This is a genomic window from Saccharopolyspora sp. NPDC049357 (assembly GCF_040677225.1).
Lineage (GTDB): Bacteria > Actinomycetota > Actinomycetes > Mycobacteriales > Pseudonocardiaceae > Saccharopolyspora.
In genome coordinates this window covers 143,867-160,927 of sequence record NZ_JBFAQJ010000010.1, presented here as the reverse complement: position 1 = coordinate 160,927, position 17,061 = coordinate 143,867, and the positions used below count along the sequence as shown (strand labels likewise).

The following is a 17,061-nucleotide window of genomic DNA, read 5'->3' as shown; positions in this document are numbered from 1 at the left end:
GCCGGATCGCAGTTCCGCACTGATCCTCAAGGGCCGGCCAGTCCCAGGCTCCACTGTTCTGGAACTCATCGATCCCAGTGAGGGCTCCGGCTGCCGAGCTCTCGATAGATGGCGCGACCGAAGAAGTGGCCTGTGGGTCCTGATATTCACGAGAAGCGGATGGTGGCATCACTTCTGTCAAGGACCCACAGGCCTTTCTCGCGGTCGCAGCTTGATCAGGTTGCATACCTCAAGTTGGTGTCCCGAGGCGTCGAGCGGAATTGGTGACTCTGTAGTGGCTAGCCGCCGACCCGCGTGAGACGTTCCTCGAGGTCGTTCAGTACGACGTGAACAGGTGCCCAGCAGAGGCGAACGCTCTCCTGATCGAAGTCCGGAAGCTCGGCGAGCTCCTTTCCGGGGTGGACAAAGTTCCGGTAATCACGGACCCGGTGCATGAAGTCGGCGGCGACGAACTGGATCCAGTTCTTGGACCGGGCTGTGTTGATCAGAAGTTCGAGGCCTGCGCGCTGCGGGGTGACGTGCTTACCGTTCTTCCCAGCAGGGAAGCCGTTTTCGCGGATTTCGCGGTCGCGCTCGATCAGCAGGGCTAATAGCATTCCTTCTACGAAGCTTCCGATCCCAATGATCGCAAGCGTGTGCGCCCCGGAACTGGCACATATGTCCGCTTCCTTTGCTCGCTTCACCAGAACGTCGACAGTGGTCTTGCTCTCGATCAGTCCTCGCAGCCTTTGATCAAGGTTTGGCGGCTGGACGAACATGGGCTCGCCGCCGTCATCCGTCAGCTCACCGAGCACCGGGCGGCCGCTGATGTAGGTGATCGCAAGTCGCTCTGGCTGGAGCTTCTCATTGATGATCTGGCAAAAGACGTCCGCTGCGGGCTTGCCCTCGTCGTATTCAAGAGGGTCACATATGCGGCAGAGGAACCGTTCAATCGCTGAGCGATCAGTCGAACGTTCCGTCAGCTGTTCGACAACCCATGGAACTCGTGGGGACCCATCGTACTCCGGTGGGTCGACCCAACCGGCAGCAGAGAAGAGCTGTTCCAGCTGCCACCCCTTCCGCTCGTAATGGCCGCCTGTGTCGACCACGATTGCGGCGATGCGTTCGATCGTCCGCGGGTCCAAGGGGAACATCAACTCTCCTCTTTATCTGCCAAGTGCTGCGCGATCTGTGCGGCGCGGGTCAATCGCTCTGCGATTTTCCGGCCCCTGCGTCGGTAGCCGAGCTCCTGGATTGCTTGCGTGATCCGTTCCTCGCGGTCGAGAGGCAAGCCGTCACTCAGCAACCACCGGAATAGCGCGATCAGTTCGGCTTCCTCGTAGCTATCGATGCTGGTGCCCGGTGCGCGTAGAAGGGGCCTGGGGCCACGACGGCTTGCCAGGTCGGGCTCTGGCGCGCTTCCGCGGACTGTGGGAGTCTTTTCGGGCTTTGGCGTCGGTTCTGGTCGGGGTACCGCAGGTTTGCTCGCGTGGGCAACCGCGTCCTTCCACGCGGCTACGATTTTGCGGGTTTCTCCTTCGGGGTCGGCGAACCAAGCTGACGCCCAGACTCGATGGAAGCGCCATCCCAGCCTCTCCAGGTGTTCCTGCCGGAGCCGGTCGCGATCGCGCGCACTACCGGCTTTGTGGTAGCGGTCTCCGTCGGCCTCAACAGCAAGGACCATCCGGCCGGGCTCGTCGGGGTGAGCCAGGGCGAAGTCAATTCGGTAGCTCGACACGCCCCATTGCGGGTGGACGTCGATGCCTTGGTCTGTCAGTCGCCGTGCGATGTCCTGCTCGAAACCGTTCAACTCGACGTCTTTTGCTCGCCCGATCTCGGCGGGATCGGATCCTCGCTCGGCCATCTCCAGGAAACGCCGCAGCAGCTCGGTGCCCTTCGCTGACTCTTCAGGAGTGAGTGCGCTTGAAGGGAACGAGCTGACAACAGTCATACGAACTCGTGCTCGGGTCACGGCTACGTTGAGTCGCCGGCCGCCGCCCTGCCTGTTGAGTGCGCCGAAGCCGGTACGGTTCACCCGCCCAGTCGGGCCTGCGGCAACGCCGATGCTGAAGATGATCGCGTCTCGCTCGTCGCCCTGTACGGTCTCGATGTTCTTGACGAAGAACCGGCGGTTCGAGTCGCCGTCTTCGGCGAAGAATTTGTCCAGGTCGCGACGGTCGCGACGCGCATTCGTGACCGATTGCTCAATGCGGTCTCGGTGCTTGCTCCCCAATGTGATCACACCGAGTGTTTCGTGAGGGCGATTTTCGGCGTGTTCGATGACGAGTTCGACGACTCGCCGGACCTCTTCCTCGGGCAGGCCCGCCTGCCCGGGTGATGCCGCGCCGGATTCGACTTGTACGTGGCGCAGCGGGGTCTCCTGGCGCGCACCAGGGAAGGTCACGAGGTCGCCGTTGTAGATCTCTTTGTTCGAGAAGGCGATCAGACGTTCATCTTGGCTCCGGTAGTGCCAGCGAAGTGTGCGGCTGATCGGTACGACAGGTCGGAGGGAGGTAAGGATTGATTCGTAGTCGGACAGCTCGTCGGGGTCGTCCTCGTCTTCGCTGTGGCTTTCAAACTGCCGGTCGAAGAACGAGGACGGAGGGAGTTGCTTCTCATCTCCGGCGATGACCAGCCGTTTTCCACGCATGATCGATGTGATCGCTTCGTGTGGCCTGACCTGACTGGCCTCGTCGAAGATCACCAGATCGAAAAGCTGTGCTGCAGGGAGAGTCTGGCTCACCACCAGAGGCGACATCGCCCAGCACGGCCGCAGGGAGAGCAGGACGTCGGGCGCCTGTTCGACCAGCTTGCGCAATGGCATGTGGCGAGTCTTCTTACTGGCCTCCTTGCGCAAGTCCCTGGTCTGCTCAGGGAAATCATCCTTGGCCTGCCGCGCCGCAACCGCTACTTTGCGGCGGATACGCGAAGCTGCGGTATCCCGATGCCTGCGGTCGGCATCCTGGAACTCGGCCGCGTATCGGTCGTGCTGGCTCGGGGTGAACTGGCGCAGCGCCGGGCTGTGCATCCTGAACTCGTCATCCAGGCATCGCAGCCAGGTGTGCCTGAAGATCCGCTTGGCGTCTTTCCCTCGGACGCGCTTCGCCGCGAACTCCTCGAGCAGCGGCGACAGCCCTATGGAGGTGAATCGCTGACGTAGACCGTTGATTTGGGGGAGCCGAAACAGCATCTCCTTGTCCGCTTTCAGCTCCTCGAGCTGTTCGGTGACCCTTGAGATCGGTTGTGATTCGAGGTCGCCAGCCTTGGTGGACAACGCGACGGCAGCCAGCTGCCGTCGGAGTTGCTGGTACTCGTCCATCATGTCGGCGAGCCCTATAACCTGCTCAGGCTTCGTCTCAGGGCCGCCGATCTGCCACCAGCGATCTCGCTGTCTGAGGACTTCCGCAAGTGCGTTGTGTAGTTGGTCCTTCTTTCGGAGTCCGTCCTTCGGCAGCGAACGGGCACGCTTGAGCAGTGACCGGCGCTGCCGCCAGTCCATACCCGGCCGGTGTTTCCTGCGCTCTGCTCGGACGGCAGTCGCGAAGAACATGTCGTCCAGGTCGTTGCCGAAGACCTCTGGCCCGAACCGGTCCACGCTTCGAGCAACTTCATCGAGAAGGTGCAGTATTGGTTGCCAACCGCTGATCTCCTGCGGAAGCGGTAGGCCGGCTTGGCTGACCAGTTTGTGCATCCGGTCGCTACTGCGATTCAAGTTCTGGGTGGTGACCGCGTCCAACTCGTGCATGACACGAGCCATGTCCTTGTCGTCCCATACGTCGGCATGGGCCCACGGAGACTCCTCGTTGAGGATCCGAAGTCCACCCTGCTCGATGAAGTTTTCAAGGTCTTCTTCGATTTTGGGGATGACATCAGCGTGTAGATCTCTCAGTTGTCGGCCGCGAAACGAGCACTGCGATCGGTACTCGTCGCCGAGGTCTATGAGCTCGTCCCGCACCTGATAGGGGCTGAGTCCCCAGGGATCCCGCTTATCGTGCAGCTCGCGTTCGTAGTCGTTCAGCTTCGCGCGGCGGGTAGCAAGACGTTCGTGGATCGAACTGACGTCAACAGGCGGTTCCTGCGTAAGCCGGGCCAGGCTTTCCGATAGCTGCTGCGCGACGTGCTTCTTGTCGATCGTGCTGCGGTGGAGATCAAGTACCAAGTCAGCGAGGTGGACCTGCTCCAAGCGGTCCGTTACCGCCTGGATGGCAGCACGCTTTTCAGCGACGAACAGAACGCGCTTCCCACGTGCGGCCGCCCCGGCGATGATGTTCGCGATCGTCTGGCTCTTTCCCGTTCCGGGAGGACCTTCGATCGACAGGTGGTGGCCGTTCATGGCGGCGTCGATGGCCTCGAACTGAGACGAGTTCGCGTCCACCACGAGAAACTCGTCCTCGGGTTTGAGCGAGTCCGGTGCGGTAGGCTGGTACCCGGCAGCCTCGTTGTGTGCCAGTTTCACGGACTCGTTGTCGCCTGCAAGTGCAGCAATCAGCTCGTGTTTGGCTAGAAGCTCGCCGGCTGCCTGGAGGTCGCGCACCATCGGAAGCTTCTGGTAGTTGAAGATGCCGAGCGCACACCCGTGTTCCAGTTGAAGCTCTAGCCGCTCTGATCGTGCGATCTCTTCCAGAACTTCGAAGGTGCCGTCGACCTGATCCTGGAACTCGACGAGCTCGGTCAATCGGGCGGTGACCTTCTCGTTGATGTCATCAAAGGCGAGATCGAGTCCGTACTCGCGGTCGAGTGCATGTAGCAGCACCGGGTTCAGCTCGGCTTCTGACTCAACGGAGATGCTGAAGTCGTTTCCTGCGGCAGTCTTGGGGTCGAGGGCAATCGGGCGAAGCAAGAGCGGTGCGTAGAGAGGCAGGCTGGGGCGGGAACCGGTTTTGACCGACTTGACCTTGACGAATCCGCTTGCCAGGCGACCGACCTCGACGCCCTGCTCCTCCCGGAAAGTCGTGATTTTCCGGTTCAGGTGCATGGCCCGGGTGCATGCGTCTTTGTGTTGCTGGGCCTCCGGAAACAGGGACTTCAACGAGGTCTTGTTGCCGGAGAGGAGGCGGGCGAGGGTTTCCGTTTCGCATCCGGACAGGTCAAGACTTCCGGTCTTTGAATGACGGAAGTTCACCAGCGTATTCTTGTGGTCGAGATCGATGAGATCTTTCGCCCACTTGTCTGACTGTTCCAGCACCAGTTGTTGCCGCGTGGCATCGGCCGGACTGGCCATCCACTACCTCCATCAGAACGGTCGACCTGTCCGCATCAGCCGAGTCAGGGTCCACCTGCTGAAGGTGAACTTTCCAGTATGCATCAGAGATCGGGTCCTGTCATCATTTGATAGGGAACAAGCTGGTATCCGTCGAGGAACCACGCGAAGCTTCACTCGGATGCGCGCGCAGATGAACCGATTGGCGGAGCGGCCATCGGTGAACAGTCGATGTTGTCCAGCTTGTTACGAAATTCCTGGTTGCTATGCTCCTGGCCGCCAGGTCGCTTGGCTTGCAGATCTTGAACCGGTGAATCTCCTCGTCGTTCAGGAGGTCGCGTCTTCGCTGACGTCACACGTGAGCCAGGCCGAGGGAAGGTTAGAACGGCATACGACACGGGCGTTCACCAGTTGATCAATCAACGCCCGAATGGAGTAGTCAGATGGTGCTGATTCGGGTGGATGTCGGCCGTCGACCGATGAGGCCAGGTAGGGCAAGAAGGCAGCACAAACTATGGCGCCTGCGTGGGGTGCTGTGATGGTAGGTCGCGTACCTATTCCACAGTCGGACGCTAGAATGATCGGAGCACCAGCTGGGGATACTGAGGGTTCCGGGTGTCAATCCACGAGTCCGACGATCACCGCATAGCGAAGGGTGAAGGAGGTGAGAGTGGCCGCGGTCGGCAGGGTCTCGGAGATCAGGTCCGTAACAGCGTTGAGGGCTATACGTCGAGAATCTGGTTCAAACGGGATCTGTCGATGGGGGTGTGCAAATCTCCGTTTCGATCCCGACCTCACCGACAGTCAAGACCGAGCCGGAGGTAGCTGACGATGAAAAGGCCTCCGAGAGCTGGTCTCATCGGAAGTTGCGTGAGGCTTCAGAGTACTTTAAGCGTATCGTTCGACAGAGAACGCCAGTGCTTCTCTAGCTGGCACTCGCACTGACGGCGAACGTTGCTGTGGTAGGGATTCTGGAGTATCTCCTCGGTGCGCAGGTTCCTGGTGAGTCGCCCTTGGAGGTGGGCGCGGCGAAGTCGGGGTTGGCCTTTTCAAGCGCCCTGGCCGTGGTCTTGTTGTGGCGGGATGTTGCGCGTCGTACCGGTTCTCCAAATGGAAGTCGATGCGAGAGTTTCATCCGCACCTTGTGCTGCTCCTCTCGAGCCGCGTCCTGCTCTTCGGGTTGGTTTTGGCGTTGGTCGTGGTCGCTTCCCGTGCGGTTCCAGACCTGTTGAGCGGGGACTCTCTGGTGTCGCGGACACAGTCCGCCGCTGCCAAGGCTACCCACATTGACCTTCCGTCTGATCGATCGAATATCAGTACGTTCGGTGGGTCGTTGGTGGTGATCTTTAGTACGTTGGAATTGGCCTCATTTTGCTGGTCGCTCGCTCTCGTGAAGTCAAGCGTGCTAGCTCCCAGTAAGAGGGCGCTCGTGAACGAACTTGCTTAGGCCGGGGTGCCTGGCGTAGGTCGCGCTCTTATGGACGTCCGTTTCAGTTGGTCTGGGTGTTTCGGCGGTGGGTTCCGATGTAGCCGATGTAGACCTTGCCGTCTTGGGTGTAGTTGTCGAGGTAGTACATGCGGGGGCTGATCATGCCTACCTTGCCGAGTTTGAAGTGGGCTTCCATGACGGTTTCTCCGGTGGGGTCCACGTGAGTGGGGACCGGGAAGCGGCGTTGGTCGCCCCATTCCTGCATCGTGCGGGCGGTTTCCTTGGCTGCGAACTTCTTGGGCGACACGGCTCGATAACCCTGCGGGGTGTTTTCGAGATACTGGCGGAGGCCGTGGGTGTGGTCGCCGGCTTCGCGGGCTTTGACGTAGTCGCAGAGGGCCAGCACGCAGTCCCAGGCCACGCCGGCAACGCGGCCGATCGTGTCGTGTTCGGCGAGTTCGCGCACGATCTCTTCGTCACCGCTGAACACGACGCCCTCTCCGGACTTGGTGGCGAGCATGTCCACCAGTTCCGCGAAGTCGCCCGGGTAGCGGCTCGTTTCCTCCTCCGGCAGGAGCCGGTATGCGTTCTCGGCGTCTCCCGATGCCGCTAGCCGGCGTCGTAGCCAGCGGACTTCGTCAGCGAGTTTTGCCTGATCAGCCAGTGATACCGCGAGTTCGAGCTCTTGTTCCTCACTGGCCTCCTGCATGATGTCGCGTTCGAGTTCGAGTTCCTCGATGCGTTCGAGTCGTTCTTGAAGTTGCCTGGTGACGCGTTCGATCGCGTTCGTGCTCCGGGATGCGTGATCGGCGCGGTTGCGGATCTCCGTGAGCGCTTCGCGGTCGATGTTCGCGATGCCGAGGACTTCTTTGACGAGCTCGATCTGTCCGTCGTGGAAGGTGATTTCCCCATTGATCCCCTCTGCTTGGCTGAGAGCGGTAGGGGCGACGGGTTCCTGGACCGGTGTGACCTCGGAGCCAGCCTCCGGTTCCGGTGTTGTGGACGGGAGCAGGTCGTCAACGAGCAGCTTGTCTTCCAGGCGGGACAGTGCCCGGTGGACAGGCGAGAACCGAGCGGGCTGCGGTCGCTGCACGGCGTGCAGGCGGGTCGCGCGACCCAGAATCGAGCGGACGGTGCCGTCACGCCCGAGGAGTCGACCCGTGCTGAGAATGCGATGTCGTCGCCCATCAGCCGGGACCGCCGGGTCGACATCGGTATCGAAAGTGCGGATCGTCCAGGGAGAAACCGCGTGGCTCGGTCCGAGGATCTCTTCGAACTGGCGCGTGGCGGCTGGATCGAGCACGACCACCTGCGCCATGCCCCGCGTGTCGTGAGTCCAGTGCCCGACCTTGTTCGCGAACGAATCGAACGGTAGCTGCTCGTCGGTGCCGGCGACGAAGTAGAGGCCTTGCCGGTCGACGTCGGTGACCTCTTCCGCGACTTGTTCGACGTCCGGGCCGAAGACGCGACGCGGAGAAGCCGACAGCCACGTACCGCCATCGTGGAGCTTCAGTGCATCGAGAAGATAAGCGGCAAGGCGTGGCACCTTGGCAGGTTTCCCGCCGGGATTCTCGACGCGGAGTCCTAGCCAGGACTCGCCGTCGGCTGACTGGTGGGCGGTCAAGTTGGTCCGCCAGGACCCGTTCGCGCCTGTTTCGGTCAAACGGAGCCTCAGGCTGTGACCGTCCGCCCCATCGCGGTGCACCACCAGGAGTTCTTGTCCCCGAGGGCCGGCAAAGTAGCCCGTCTTTTCCGTTGGTGGGTCCCACGATCCTTTCCCGCGCAGCCAGCTCTCGAACTGGGACTCGACGGCCTGGACCAGGCCGTGGTCCTCAGACACTGTCCAGATTGCCGAGTAAGCCGTGCTGTCCGCGTCTTGCCTGGTCCGACGGACTGTACTCAAGCGCGCGCCCCCTATCCGCGACCGCTGAATGTCGTAGGTGATCACGGTAATCTGGATCACCCGTAGGATCTGCAGGCGGATTCATGATTGGTGCTGATGGTGGCTGAAATTGCGACAACCGTGTGATCCACTTCGACACTCGTCGTGATTGGGGCTCGGTGGGTTGGGTTGGGAGTGCACGGCGGATAGGCCGTTCGGGTGGCGTCGTTGCGTTATCCGGACGGGTGGGGATTTGGGTAAGAGCATCGGGACGCTGTAGCGACTCGATGGAGGGAAGTTCTTGGCGTACAACCCGAAGCAGCCCCGGGATGCTCAGGGCCGCTGGACGAAGCAGGCGTCGGCTGGGGTTGTGGGAACGGCTTTGGTCGCAAGTCTGATGGTGGGCGGCGGGGGTGGTGGGACGACCGCTTCGGTGGGGACGGCGGTTGATTCTGCCGCCGGGTCTCGGGTGACTCAGGCGAAGAACACCAGGAACGGGCGCAACGCTGCGCGCAAGGGGAATGAGCGCGAGGCGTGGGATCGGATGGGGCTCAGGCGGGTTCGGGACGACGTTCGGCGTGATCTCGAGTGCGCTGTGCAGTCCTACGGTGAAGTGCAGCAGTACTTCCTGCGGCATCCGTGCAAGAGGCTGCAGCAGCGGTTGATCCCGCTCGCTGATGCGGAGGGCAACGTGATCGTCGTGTCCGTCATGTGGGCGAGCATGCGGTCACGGTCTGACGCGGCGGGTTTGAAGCGGGTGGAGGACGAGTACGGGACGGGTGACGTGATCCCCGTCGGCACTCAGCTCTTGGGGTTCGGGGGTATCCGCTTCACCGCGCAGCACTACGACTCCGATCAGAAGGGTTCGATGCTCGTCATCGCGGAGGCTGAGCCAGTGCGGGGGGATCCGTCGGATGAGCTCCTGGATGGTGCGGCGTCGGTCGCTGTCTTGTTTCCACGGCCATGAGCCAGAGCCGTGCACTCGTTAAGCGCCGACCGATGACTGCTCTGCCTTGGATGTGGCCGTCATGCAGTCGTTCGTACGCTCGGCGTGCTTCGTCGAGGGAGTACGTCTCGGTGTGGACCGAGAGGGCTCCGGCTCGGGCTAGTTCGAGGACTTCGTGGAATTCCGGGCGGGTTCCCCAGTAGGGGGCTCGGACTGCTGCGTCGAAGGGGAGGTGGCCGAAGCCGGTGGCGAGGGTGCCGCCTCCGATGCCGACCAGGGTGATGTCGGCTTCGAGCGCGGCCACGGCGCCGGCGGTGTCCACGGTGGGTTGGGCGCCGACGAAGTCGAAGATGGCTTGGGCTCCGTGGCCTCCGGTGAGGTCTCGGACCTTCTCGGTGGCCTGCTCGTCGGAGAGCACGGTCTCGTGGGCGTCGACGGTCCGGGCCAGGGCGAGCTTGTCCTCGCTGACGTCCAGGGCGATGACGCGGGCGGCGGTCAGCGCGCGCAGAATTTGGACAGCGAGGTGGCCGAGCCCGCCGACGCCGATGACCACCGCGGTCGAGCCGGGGACCAGCTTGGGCAGCGAGGACTTGATCGCGTGGTACGGGGTCAGGCCCGCATCGGTGAGCGGGGGCCACGGCGACCGGATCCAGACCGTTCAGCGGGGCGAGGTGGTGCGGGTCGTCGACCAGCATGTACTCGGCCATCGGCACCCCGGCGGCGGCAGCCACCTGCCGGGCGCGCACCTTGTCGCCCATCTGCTCGATCACCGCCGCCTCCGGGCCGACGTCAGCCCGGCGTCGGCGACGAATTCCGCGAAGTCGGCGCGCTCGGAGAGGAAGCCGTACCCGGGGTGGACGGCGTCGGCACCCGACTGGCGCGCCGCCTCGATGATCGCCTCGCCGCGGAGGTAGCTCTTCATCGCCGGAGCCGGTCCGATAGGCACGACCCGGTCGGCCAACCGCGCGTGCGCCGCTCCGGCATCGGCTTCGCTGCACACCGCGACCGCCTCGATCCCGAGATCCCGAGCGGCGCGGATGACGCGGACGGCGATCTCACCTCGATTGGCGATGAGCAGCCGCTTCATCCGTCCACGTCGATGACCATCGGGACCTGGCCGCGTCCGCCATCGATTCGCCCTCGGTGACGACCTCCTTGACGGTGCCCGCGGGACCGGCGAGAACCGGGTGGAACGACTTCATGACCTCCACCAGGCCGACGGTGTCCTCAGCGGTGACGGACTGGCCCGCTCCGACGTAATCCGGCGCGGCCGGGCCGGGGCGGCGGTAGTGAGGTCGTACAAGCTCCGCTCGTTCTGGGGTTGGCGTCAACGGCTTGCCCTGATCACGTCGTCGGCGTCACCCCGCGGGGTGGACTCCGTCTGCGAAGGGGGAGCCGCGGAGCCACCGGTGCGACGCACGAGCGTCGCGTGGACCGCCAAGGCGATCGCGATGGAGGTGAGGGCGACCAGCCCCAGCGGTACTGCGGTCCCGGCGCCGCCGAGGCGAAAGAGACGACCGCGACCGCAGAGATTTTTCGCCGGAAAGTCGGTGATCGTCCTGAGTCGTAAGCGCCACGCACCTACGGTTTCGCGTTCGCCTTGATGTCTCGTGAGGCGAGCTTGTACAGCAGCGGTACGAGGGTTCCCCGAGCCGAGAAGTTGCCAAGTTGGCCCCGGGAGAAGGTGGGTACGTCGCCGCTCGGCCCGGCGTCGGTTTCGATGCGCGAGAGTGCTTCCGGCTGACCGCTTCGCGCCGGAGTCGCCGGTCCTCAGGGCGCAACGACCTCTTCAGCCGGTTCGGCGTTCAGCAGGGCTCATCCTGATTGAAGAGCAGGGCAGTGGCGTCAAAGGAGGCTCGCGCAGGCAAGGAGTGGAAAGCGAAATCAGATCCGCATCCGCGCTGATATCCGCAGTTCACCACCGGTGCGGGCTGGTGAGGTACTGCTGGTGCCCCCGGTGCGATTCGAACGCACACTGGACGGATTTTGAGTCCGCTGCCTCTGCCGTTGGGCTACGGGGGCTGGTCTTGTCGTCAGCATACGTGACGGCCGATCAGGGTCTTCCGGGAGGGTGTCCGGTGGGTTACTCCTGGTCAGGGTGTTGTTGCGGTGGCCGGGTGATCGCTTTCCGCGGGGGTCTGGTGGTGGTGATCATGGCGGTTTAGGTTCGCTGGGTCGTGCAGTGTGTGGTGGGTCGAACGCGCGGAGGCCGTGTTGGTCGATGAGGGAACCCGGGTGGAGCCGACGCCCGCTGGATTGCGGCGGAGTCTGAAGAACCGGCACCTGCAGATGATCGCGCTCGGCGGGATCATCGGGGCCAGCTTGTTCATCGGCAGCGGGGCGGTGATCTCGACCGTCGGGCCGGCGGCCGTGCTGTCCTACGCGATCGGCGGGCTCATCGTCGTGCTCGTCATGCGGATGCTCGGTGAGATGGCCACCGCGGCGCCCACGTTGGGCTCCTTCATGGAGTACGCGCGGACGTCGCTGGGGGAGTGGGCGGGGTTCACGCTCGGCTGGCTGTACTGGTACTACTGGGTCGGCGTGGTCGCCTTCGAGGCCGTCGCCGGGGCTGAGCTGATCAACCCGCTGATCCCGATGGTTCCCCAGTGGGTCATCTCGCTCGTGTTGATGATGGTGCTGACCGGGACGAACCTGGTGTCGGTGCGCTCGTTCGGCGAGACCGAGTTCTGGCTGGCCTCCATCAAGGTCATCACCATCGTGATCTTCCTGGTGTGCGGGACCGTGTTCGTCTTCGGGCTCTGGCCCGGGGCCGAGATGTCGGTCGGCAACATCGGCAAGGACGGGTTCTTCGCCAACGGCGGCTTCTCCGTGCTGCACGGCGTGGTGATCGTGATCTTCTCCTACTTCGGTACGGAGATCGTCACCATCGTCTCCGCCGAGTCCGACGAGCCGGAGCGCTCGGTGGCCAAGGCGACCAAGGCCGTGGTGTGGCGGGTGCTGCTGTTCTACGTGGGCTCGGTGACGCTGCTGGTGATGATCACGCCGTGGGACCAGATCCCCACCGAAGGCAGCCCGTACGCGGCGGCGTTCAGCCGGTTCGGGCTCCCCGCGGCGGAAGTGGTCGTCGACGTCGTGGTGTTCACCGCGGTGGTCTCCGTGCTCAACTCCGGTCTCTACACGGCTTCCCGCATGCTGTTCGCGTTGCAGCAGCGCTCGTTCGCTCCCGGGTGGGTGCGCGATCTCAACGGTCGTGGTGTGCCGTGGAAGGCGATCCTGCTGTCCACACTGGTCGGTTACGTCGCTGTTGCGGCGAGTTACGTCGCTCCGGACACGATCTTCTACTTCATCATCAACAGCGCGGGCGCCGTGGCGCTGTTCATCTACGCGATGATCGCGCTCTCGCAGCTGCGGATGCGGCGTCGCCTGGAGCGGGAGGCGCCCGAGTCGCTGAAGCTGAAGATGTGGTTCTTCCCCTACCTGACCTGGATCACCCTCGCGCTGATCGGCACCGTGATCGCCGCCATGGTCTTCGTGCCGGACATCCGGTCGCAGCTCGTGCTGAGCCTGGTCAGCGTCGCCGCGATCCTGTTGATCTACCTGGTGTTCGTGCGGAGGAAACCTTCGAAGGCGTGAGCGCCCACGATGTCGCAATGGTCACGCCGCCTATTAACCTCGGCGTGAAGTCACTACCGGTAAGCTGCGGTTTCCGATGCAAACCGCATTGGCGGACCCCGAGTTCTACTGGAGGATCCCGGTGACGACGCCGGCTGCCGAGGACACACGCGAGGCCAAGCCCGTCGAACGTCGCGTACTCGTGGCCGAGGACGAGGCGTTGATCAGGCTTGACCTCGTGGAGATGCTCCGCGAGGAGGGCTACCAGGTCGTCGGCGAGGCTGGTGACGGACAGGAAGCCGTTCGGCTCGCCGAGGAACTTCGACCCGATCTGGTGATCCTGGACATCAAGATGCCGAAGATGGACGGCATCGAGGCCGCTTCCAACATCGCTGGGGACCGGATCGCGCCGGTGGTCATCCTGACCGCCTTCAGCCAGCGCGATCTGGTGGAGCGGGCGCGCGACGCCGGGGCCATGGCCTACCTGGTCAAGCCCTTCGCCAAGCGCGATCTGGTGCCGGCCATCGAGCTGGCGGTGTCCCGGTTCACCGAGGTGCAGGCCCTGGAAGCCGAGGTCAACGACCTCACCGAACGCCTCGAGGCGCGCAAGACCATCGAGCGGGCCAAGGGCCTGCTGATGAGCAAGCACAACCTCTCCGAACCCGAGTCCTTCCGCTGGCTGCAGCGAACCGCGATGGATCGCCGCACCACGATGAAGGCGGTCGCGCAGGCGGTTCTCGAGAACCTGTCCTAGGCGGGTTCTCCGCAGCCGTTCTGCGTGGCGGTTGGTCGACGACAAGAGGCGGGGTGCCCACGGGCACCCCGCCTCTTTCGCGTCCTGATCACTTCGGCGGCTGGTCGCGCAGGATGCAGGTGAGCCGCGCCGAGCAGGTGCGACGGCCCTTCTCGTCGGTGATCTCGATGTCGTAGGTCGCGGTCGAGCGGCCGCGGTGCAGGGGGCTGGCCACCGCGGTCACCTGGCCCTCCGTGACCGCCCGGTGGTGCGTGCAGGTCAGCTCCAGGCCGACCGCGATGCGGCCCTCGCCGGCTCCCAGCGCCGCGGCGATGGAGCCCGCCTGCTCGGCGAGCACCGCGTTCGCGCCGCCGTGCAGCAGGCCGTAGGGCTGGCGGTTGCCGGCCACCGGCATCGTCGCGACCACTCGATCGGGGCTGTATTCGACGATCTCGATGCCCATCCGGGCGCTGAGCTGTTCGTCGGTGGCGCTCAGCAGCGCCTCCAGGTCGGCGTCGCCGCTGGTCACGGCCTCACCGTTGTCGGTAGCGGGCACTGCTGGTCCTCCCCGTCGCCTGCGGTACTGGCTGTCAGAGCTTCAGCCTAAACTCGCGGCCGTGACGCATTCCGAGGACCGACGCCTGCTGTTGATCGATGGCCACTCGATGGCCTACCGCGCCTTCTACGCCCTGCCGAAGGAGAACTTCCAAACCGGCACCGGGCAGCACACCAACGCGGTGTACGGGTTCACCTCGATGCTGATCAACCTGTTGCGCGACGAGCAGCCCACCCACCTCGCGGTCGCCTTCGACGTCTCCCGCAAGACCTTCCGCAGCGAGACCTTCACCGAGTACAAGGCCAACCGCAGCGCCAGCCCGGACGAGTTCAAGGGCCAGGTCAGCCTCATCCAGGACATCCTCGGCGCGCTGAACATCCCGGTGCTGAGCAAGGACAACTACGAGGCCGACGACGTCATCGCCACGCTGACCACCCAGGCCACCGGCGGCGGCTTCAAGGTCGCGATCTGCACCGGCGACCGCGACGCGCTCCAGCTCGTCACCGACGACGTCACGGTGCTGTACCCGACCAAGGGCGTCTCCGAGCTGACCCGGTTCACCCCGGACGCCGTCGAGGCCAAGTACGGCCTCACCCCCGAGCAGTACCCCGACTTCGCGGCGCTGCGCGGCGACCCGTCGGACAACCTGCCCAAGATCCCGGGGGTCGGGGAGAAGACCGTCACCAAGTGGATCCAGCAGTTCGGCTCGCTCGCCGGTCTCGTGGACCGGGTCGACGAGGTCAAGGGCAAGGCGGGCGACAACCTGCGCGAGCACCTGTCGTCGGTGCTGCTCAACCGGCAGCTCACCGAGCTCGTGCGCGACGTCGAGCTCGATGCCGTGCCGGACGAGCTGGAGGTGCGCGCGTGGGATCGCGACGCCGTGCACCGGCTGTTCGACGACCTGGAGTTCCGGGTGCTGCGCGACCGGCTGTTCGCCACGCTGGCCAGCGCCGAACCCGAGGTAGAAGAGGGCTTCGAGATCACCGGCGGCGTCATCGAGCCCGGCGCGCTCGCCGCGTGGCTCGACCAGCACGCGCGCGGCGGCAACCGCGTCGGCCTGTCCTGCACCGGCACCTGGGCGCGCGGCCACGGCGACCTGGCGGGCATCGCGCTGGCCACCTCCGACGGAGCAGGAGCGTTCGTCGACGTCACCTCGCTGACCAGTGAGGACGAGAAGGCGCTCGCGTCCTGGCTGGCCGATGCCGACGCGCCCAAGGCCGCCCACGACGTCAAGGGCCCGCTGCACGCCATCCGCGACCGCGGCTGGACCATCGCCGGTCTCACCAGCGACACCGCCCTGGCCGCCTACCTGGTGCGTCCCGGCCAGCGCTCCTTCGAACTGCCCGACCTGGTCGTGCGCTACCTGCAGCGAGAACTGCGCGCCGACAGCGGCGAGGACGACGGACAGCTGTCGCTGCTGGAGGACGAGTCGGAGAGCCAGGAGAAGGCCGCCGCGGGTGAGCTGCTGCGCGCCCGCGCGGTCGCCGAACTCGCCGACGCGCTGGACACCGAGCTCGCCGGCATCGACAGCACCAAGCTGCTCACCGACCTCGAACTGCCCCTGCTGCTGGTCCTCTCCGAGCTCGAAGGCGCCGGAATCGCCGTGGACGCCGAGCAGCTGGCCGAACTGGGCGCGCGCTTCGCCGCGCGGGTCAAGCAGGCCGCGCAGGATGCGTACGCGGTCATCGGCAAGGAGATCAACCTCGGCTCGCCGAAGCAGCTGCAGGTGGTCCTCTTCGACGAGCTCAACATGCCGAAGACCAAGCGCACCAAGACCGGCTACACGACTGATGCCGAGGCGCTGCAGACCCTGTTCGAGAAGACCGAGCACCCGTTCCTGCAGCACATGCTGGAACACCGCGACGCCACCCGGCTCAAGACCACAGTGGAGGGTCTGGCCAAGTCGATTTCGGACGACGGGCGCATCCACACCACCTTCAACCAGACGATCGCCGCCACCGGTCGGCTGTCGTCGACCGAGCCGAACCTGCAGAACATCCCGATCCGCACCGAAGAGGGCCGCCGGATTCGCGAGGTGTTCGTCGTCGGTGGCGACTACGCCGAGCTGATGACCGCCGACTACAGCCAGATCGAGATGCGCATCATGGCGCACCTCTCCGGCGACGAAGGGCTCATCGAGGCGTTCAACACCGGCGAGGACCTGCACAACTACGTCGCCTCGCAGGCGTTCGACGTGCCGATCGGCGAGGTCGACCAGGAGCTGCGCCGACGGGTCAAGGCCATGTCCTACGGCCTGGCCTACGGGCTGTCGGCCTACGGCCTGGCGCAGCAGCTGCGCATCTCCGCCGAGGACGCCAAGGCGCAGATGGACGCCTACTTCGCCCGCTTCGGCCGGGTCCGCGACTACCTGCGCGAGGTCGTCGACCAGGCCCGCAAGGACGGCTACACCTCCACCATCATGGGGCGCCGCCGCTACCTGCCCGACCTGCTCAGCGACAACCGGCAGCGCCGCGAGATGGCCGAGCGGATGGCGCTCAACGCCCCGATCCAGGGCAGCGCCGCCGACATCATCAAGGTCGCCATGCTCGGCGTGCACGGGGCCATCAAGGCCGAGGGCCTGCGCTCGCGGACCCTGCTGCAGGTGCACGACGAACTGATCATCGAGGTCGCCGACGGCGAGCGGGACGTGGTGGAGAAGCTGGTGCGCGAGCAGATGGGCTCGGCGTTCCCGCTGGACGTGCCGCTGGAGGTCTCGGTCGGATCGGGTCGCTCCTGGGACTCCGCCGCGCACTGAGCGGCGAG

General features: G+C 64.6%; 10 protein-coding genes and 1 tRNA gene. 3 read left to right on the top strand and 8 right to left on the bottom strand.

Annotation, left to right across the window (positions count from 1 at the left end; all coding sequences use genetic code 11):
- Positions 1 to 278: 278 nt before the first annotated feature.
- From AB0J91_RS11505 to AB0J91_RS11475, 7 genes are all read right to left on the bottom strand, one after another.
- Complete coding sequence (locus tag AB0J91_RS11505; protein ID WP_363866839.1) at positions 279 to 1,133, bottom strand: hypothetical protein; 855 nt, start codon at positions 1,131 to 1,133, stop codon at positions 279 to 281.
- Positions 1,133 to 5,200 (bottom strand): AAA domain-containing protein, encoded by a 4,068-nt coding sequence (locus tag AB0J91_RS11500; RefSeq protein ID WP_363866836.1) that lies wholly within the window; start codon positions 5,198 to 5,200, stop codon positions 1,133 to 1,135. Before AB0J91_RS11500 ends, AB0J91_RS11505 begins: the two co-directional genes overlap by 1 nt.
- A 1,469-nt stretch (positions 5,201 to 6,669) precedes the next feature.
- Complete coding sequence (locus AB0J91_RS11495; protein WP_363866833.1) at positions 6,670 to 8,448, bottom strand: hypothetical protein; 1,779 nt, start codon at positions 8,446 to 8,448, stop codon at positions 6,670 to 6,672.
- Between the two features lie 917 nt (positions 8,449 to 9,365).
- On the bottom strand, positions 9,366 to 9,989 hold the full coding sequence (locus AB0J91_RS11490) for a zinc-binding dehydrogenase (protein ID WP_363866830.1): 624 nt from the start codon (positions 9,987 to 9,989) through the stop codon (positions 9,366 to 9,368).
- A 213-nt stretch (positions 9,990 to 10,202) separates the two neighbouring features.
- Positions 10,203 to 10,523, bottom strand: coding sequence for a biotin carboxylase N-terminal domain-containing protein (locus tag AB0J91_RS11485; RefSeq protein WP_363866827.1), 321 nt, complete (start codon positions 10,521 to 10,523; stop codon positions 10,203 to 10,205).
- Entirely contained in the window at positions 10,492 to 10,767 is a 276-nt protein-coding gene (locus AB0J91_RS11480; RefSeq protein ID WP_363866825.1) for a biotin/lipoyl-containing protein, read from the bottom strand. Before AB0J91_RS11480 ends, AB0J91_RS11485 begins: the two co-directional genes overlap by 32 nt.
- 615 nt (positions 10,768 to 11,382) lie before the next feature.
- Positions 11,383 to 11,458 (bottom strand) — tRNA-Leu (locus tag AB0J91_RS11475).
- 267 nt (positions 11,459 to 11,725) lie between these two features.
- Here AB0J91_RS11475 and AB0J91_RS11470 point away from each other — a divergent pair.
- Positions 11,726 to 13,030, top strand: coding sequence for an amino acid permease (locus tag AB0J91_RS11470; protein ID WP_363793213.1), 1,305 nt, complete (start codon positions 11,726 to 11,728; stop codon positions 13,028 to 13,030).
- 121 nt (positions 13,031 to 13,151) lie between these two features.
- The gene (locus AB0J91_RS11465; RefSeq protein WP_093416966.1) at positions 13,152 to 13,763 is read left to right on the top strand and encodes a response regulator; all 612 of its coding nucleotides are present in this window, start codon (positions 13,152 to 13,154) and stop codon (positions 13,761 to 13,763) included.
- Positions 13,764 to 13,851: 88 nt separating this feature from the next.
- Here the strand turns inward: AB0J91_RS11465 and AB0J91_RS11460 are convergent, their stop codons facing one another.
- Positions 13,852 to 14,271, bottom strand: coding sequence for a hotdog fold thioesterase (locus tag AB0J91_RS11460; RefSeq protein ID WP_363793216.1), 420 nt, complete (start codon positions 14,269 to 14,271; stop codon positions 13,852 to 13,854).
- A gap of 88 nt (positions 14,272 to 14,359) precedes the next feature.
- On the opposite strand from AB0J91_RS11460, the gene polA reads away from it, so the two are divergent.
- Entirely contained in the window at positions 14,360 to 17,053 is a 2,694-nt protein-coding gene (gene polA, locus AB0J91_RS11455; protein ID WP_363866822.1) for a DNA polymerase I, read from the top strand.
- Positions 17,054 to 17,061 lie beyond the last annotated feature (8 nt).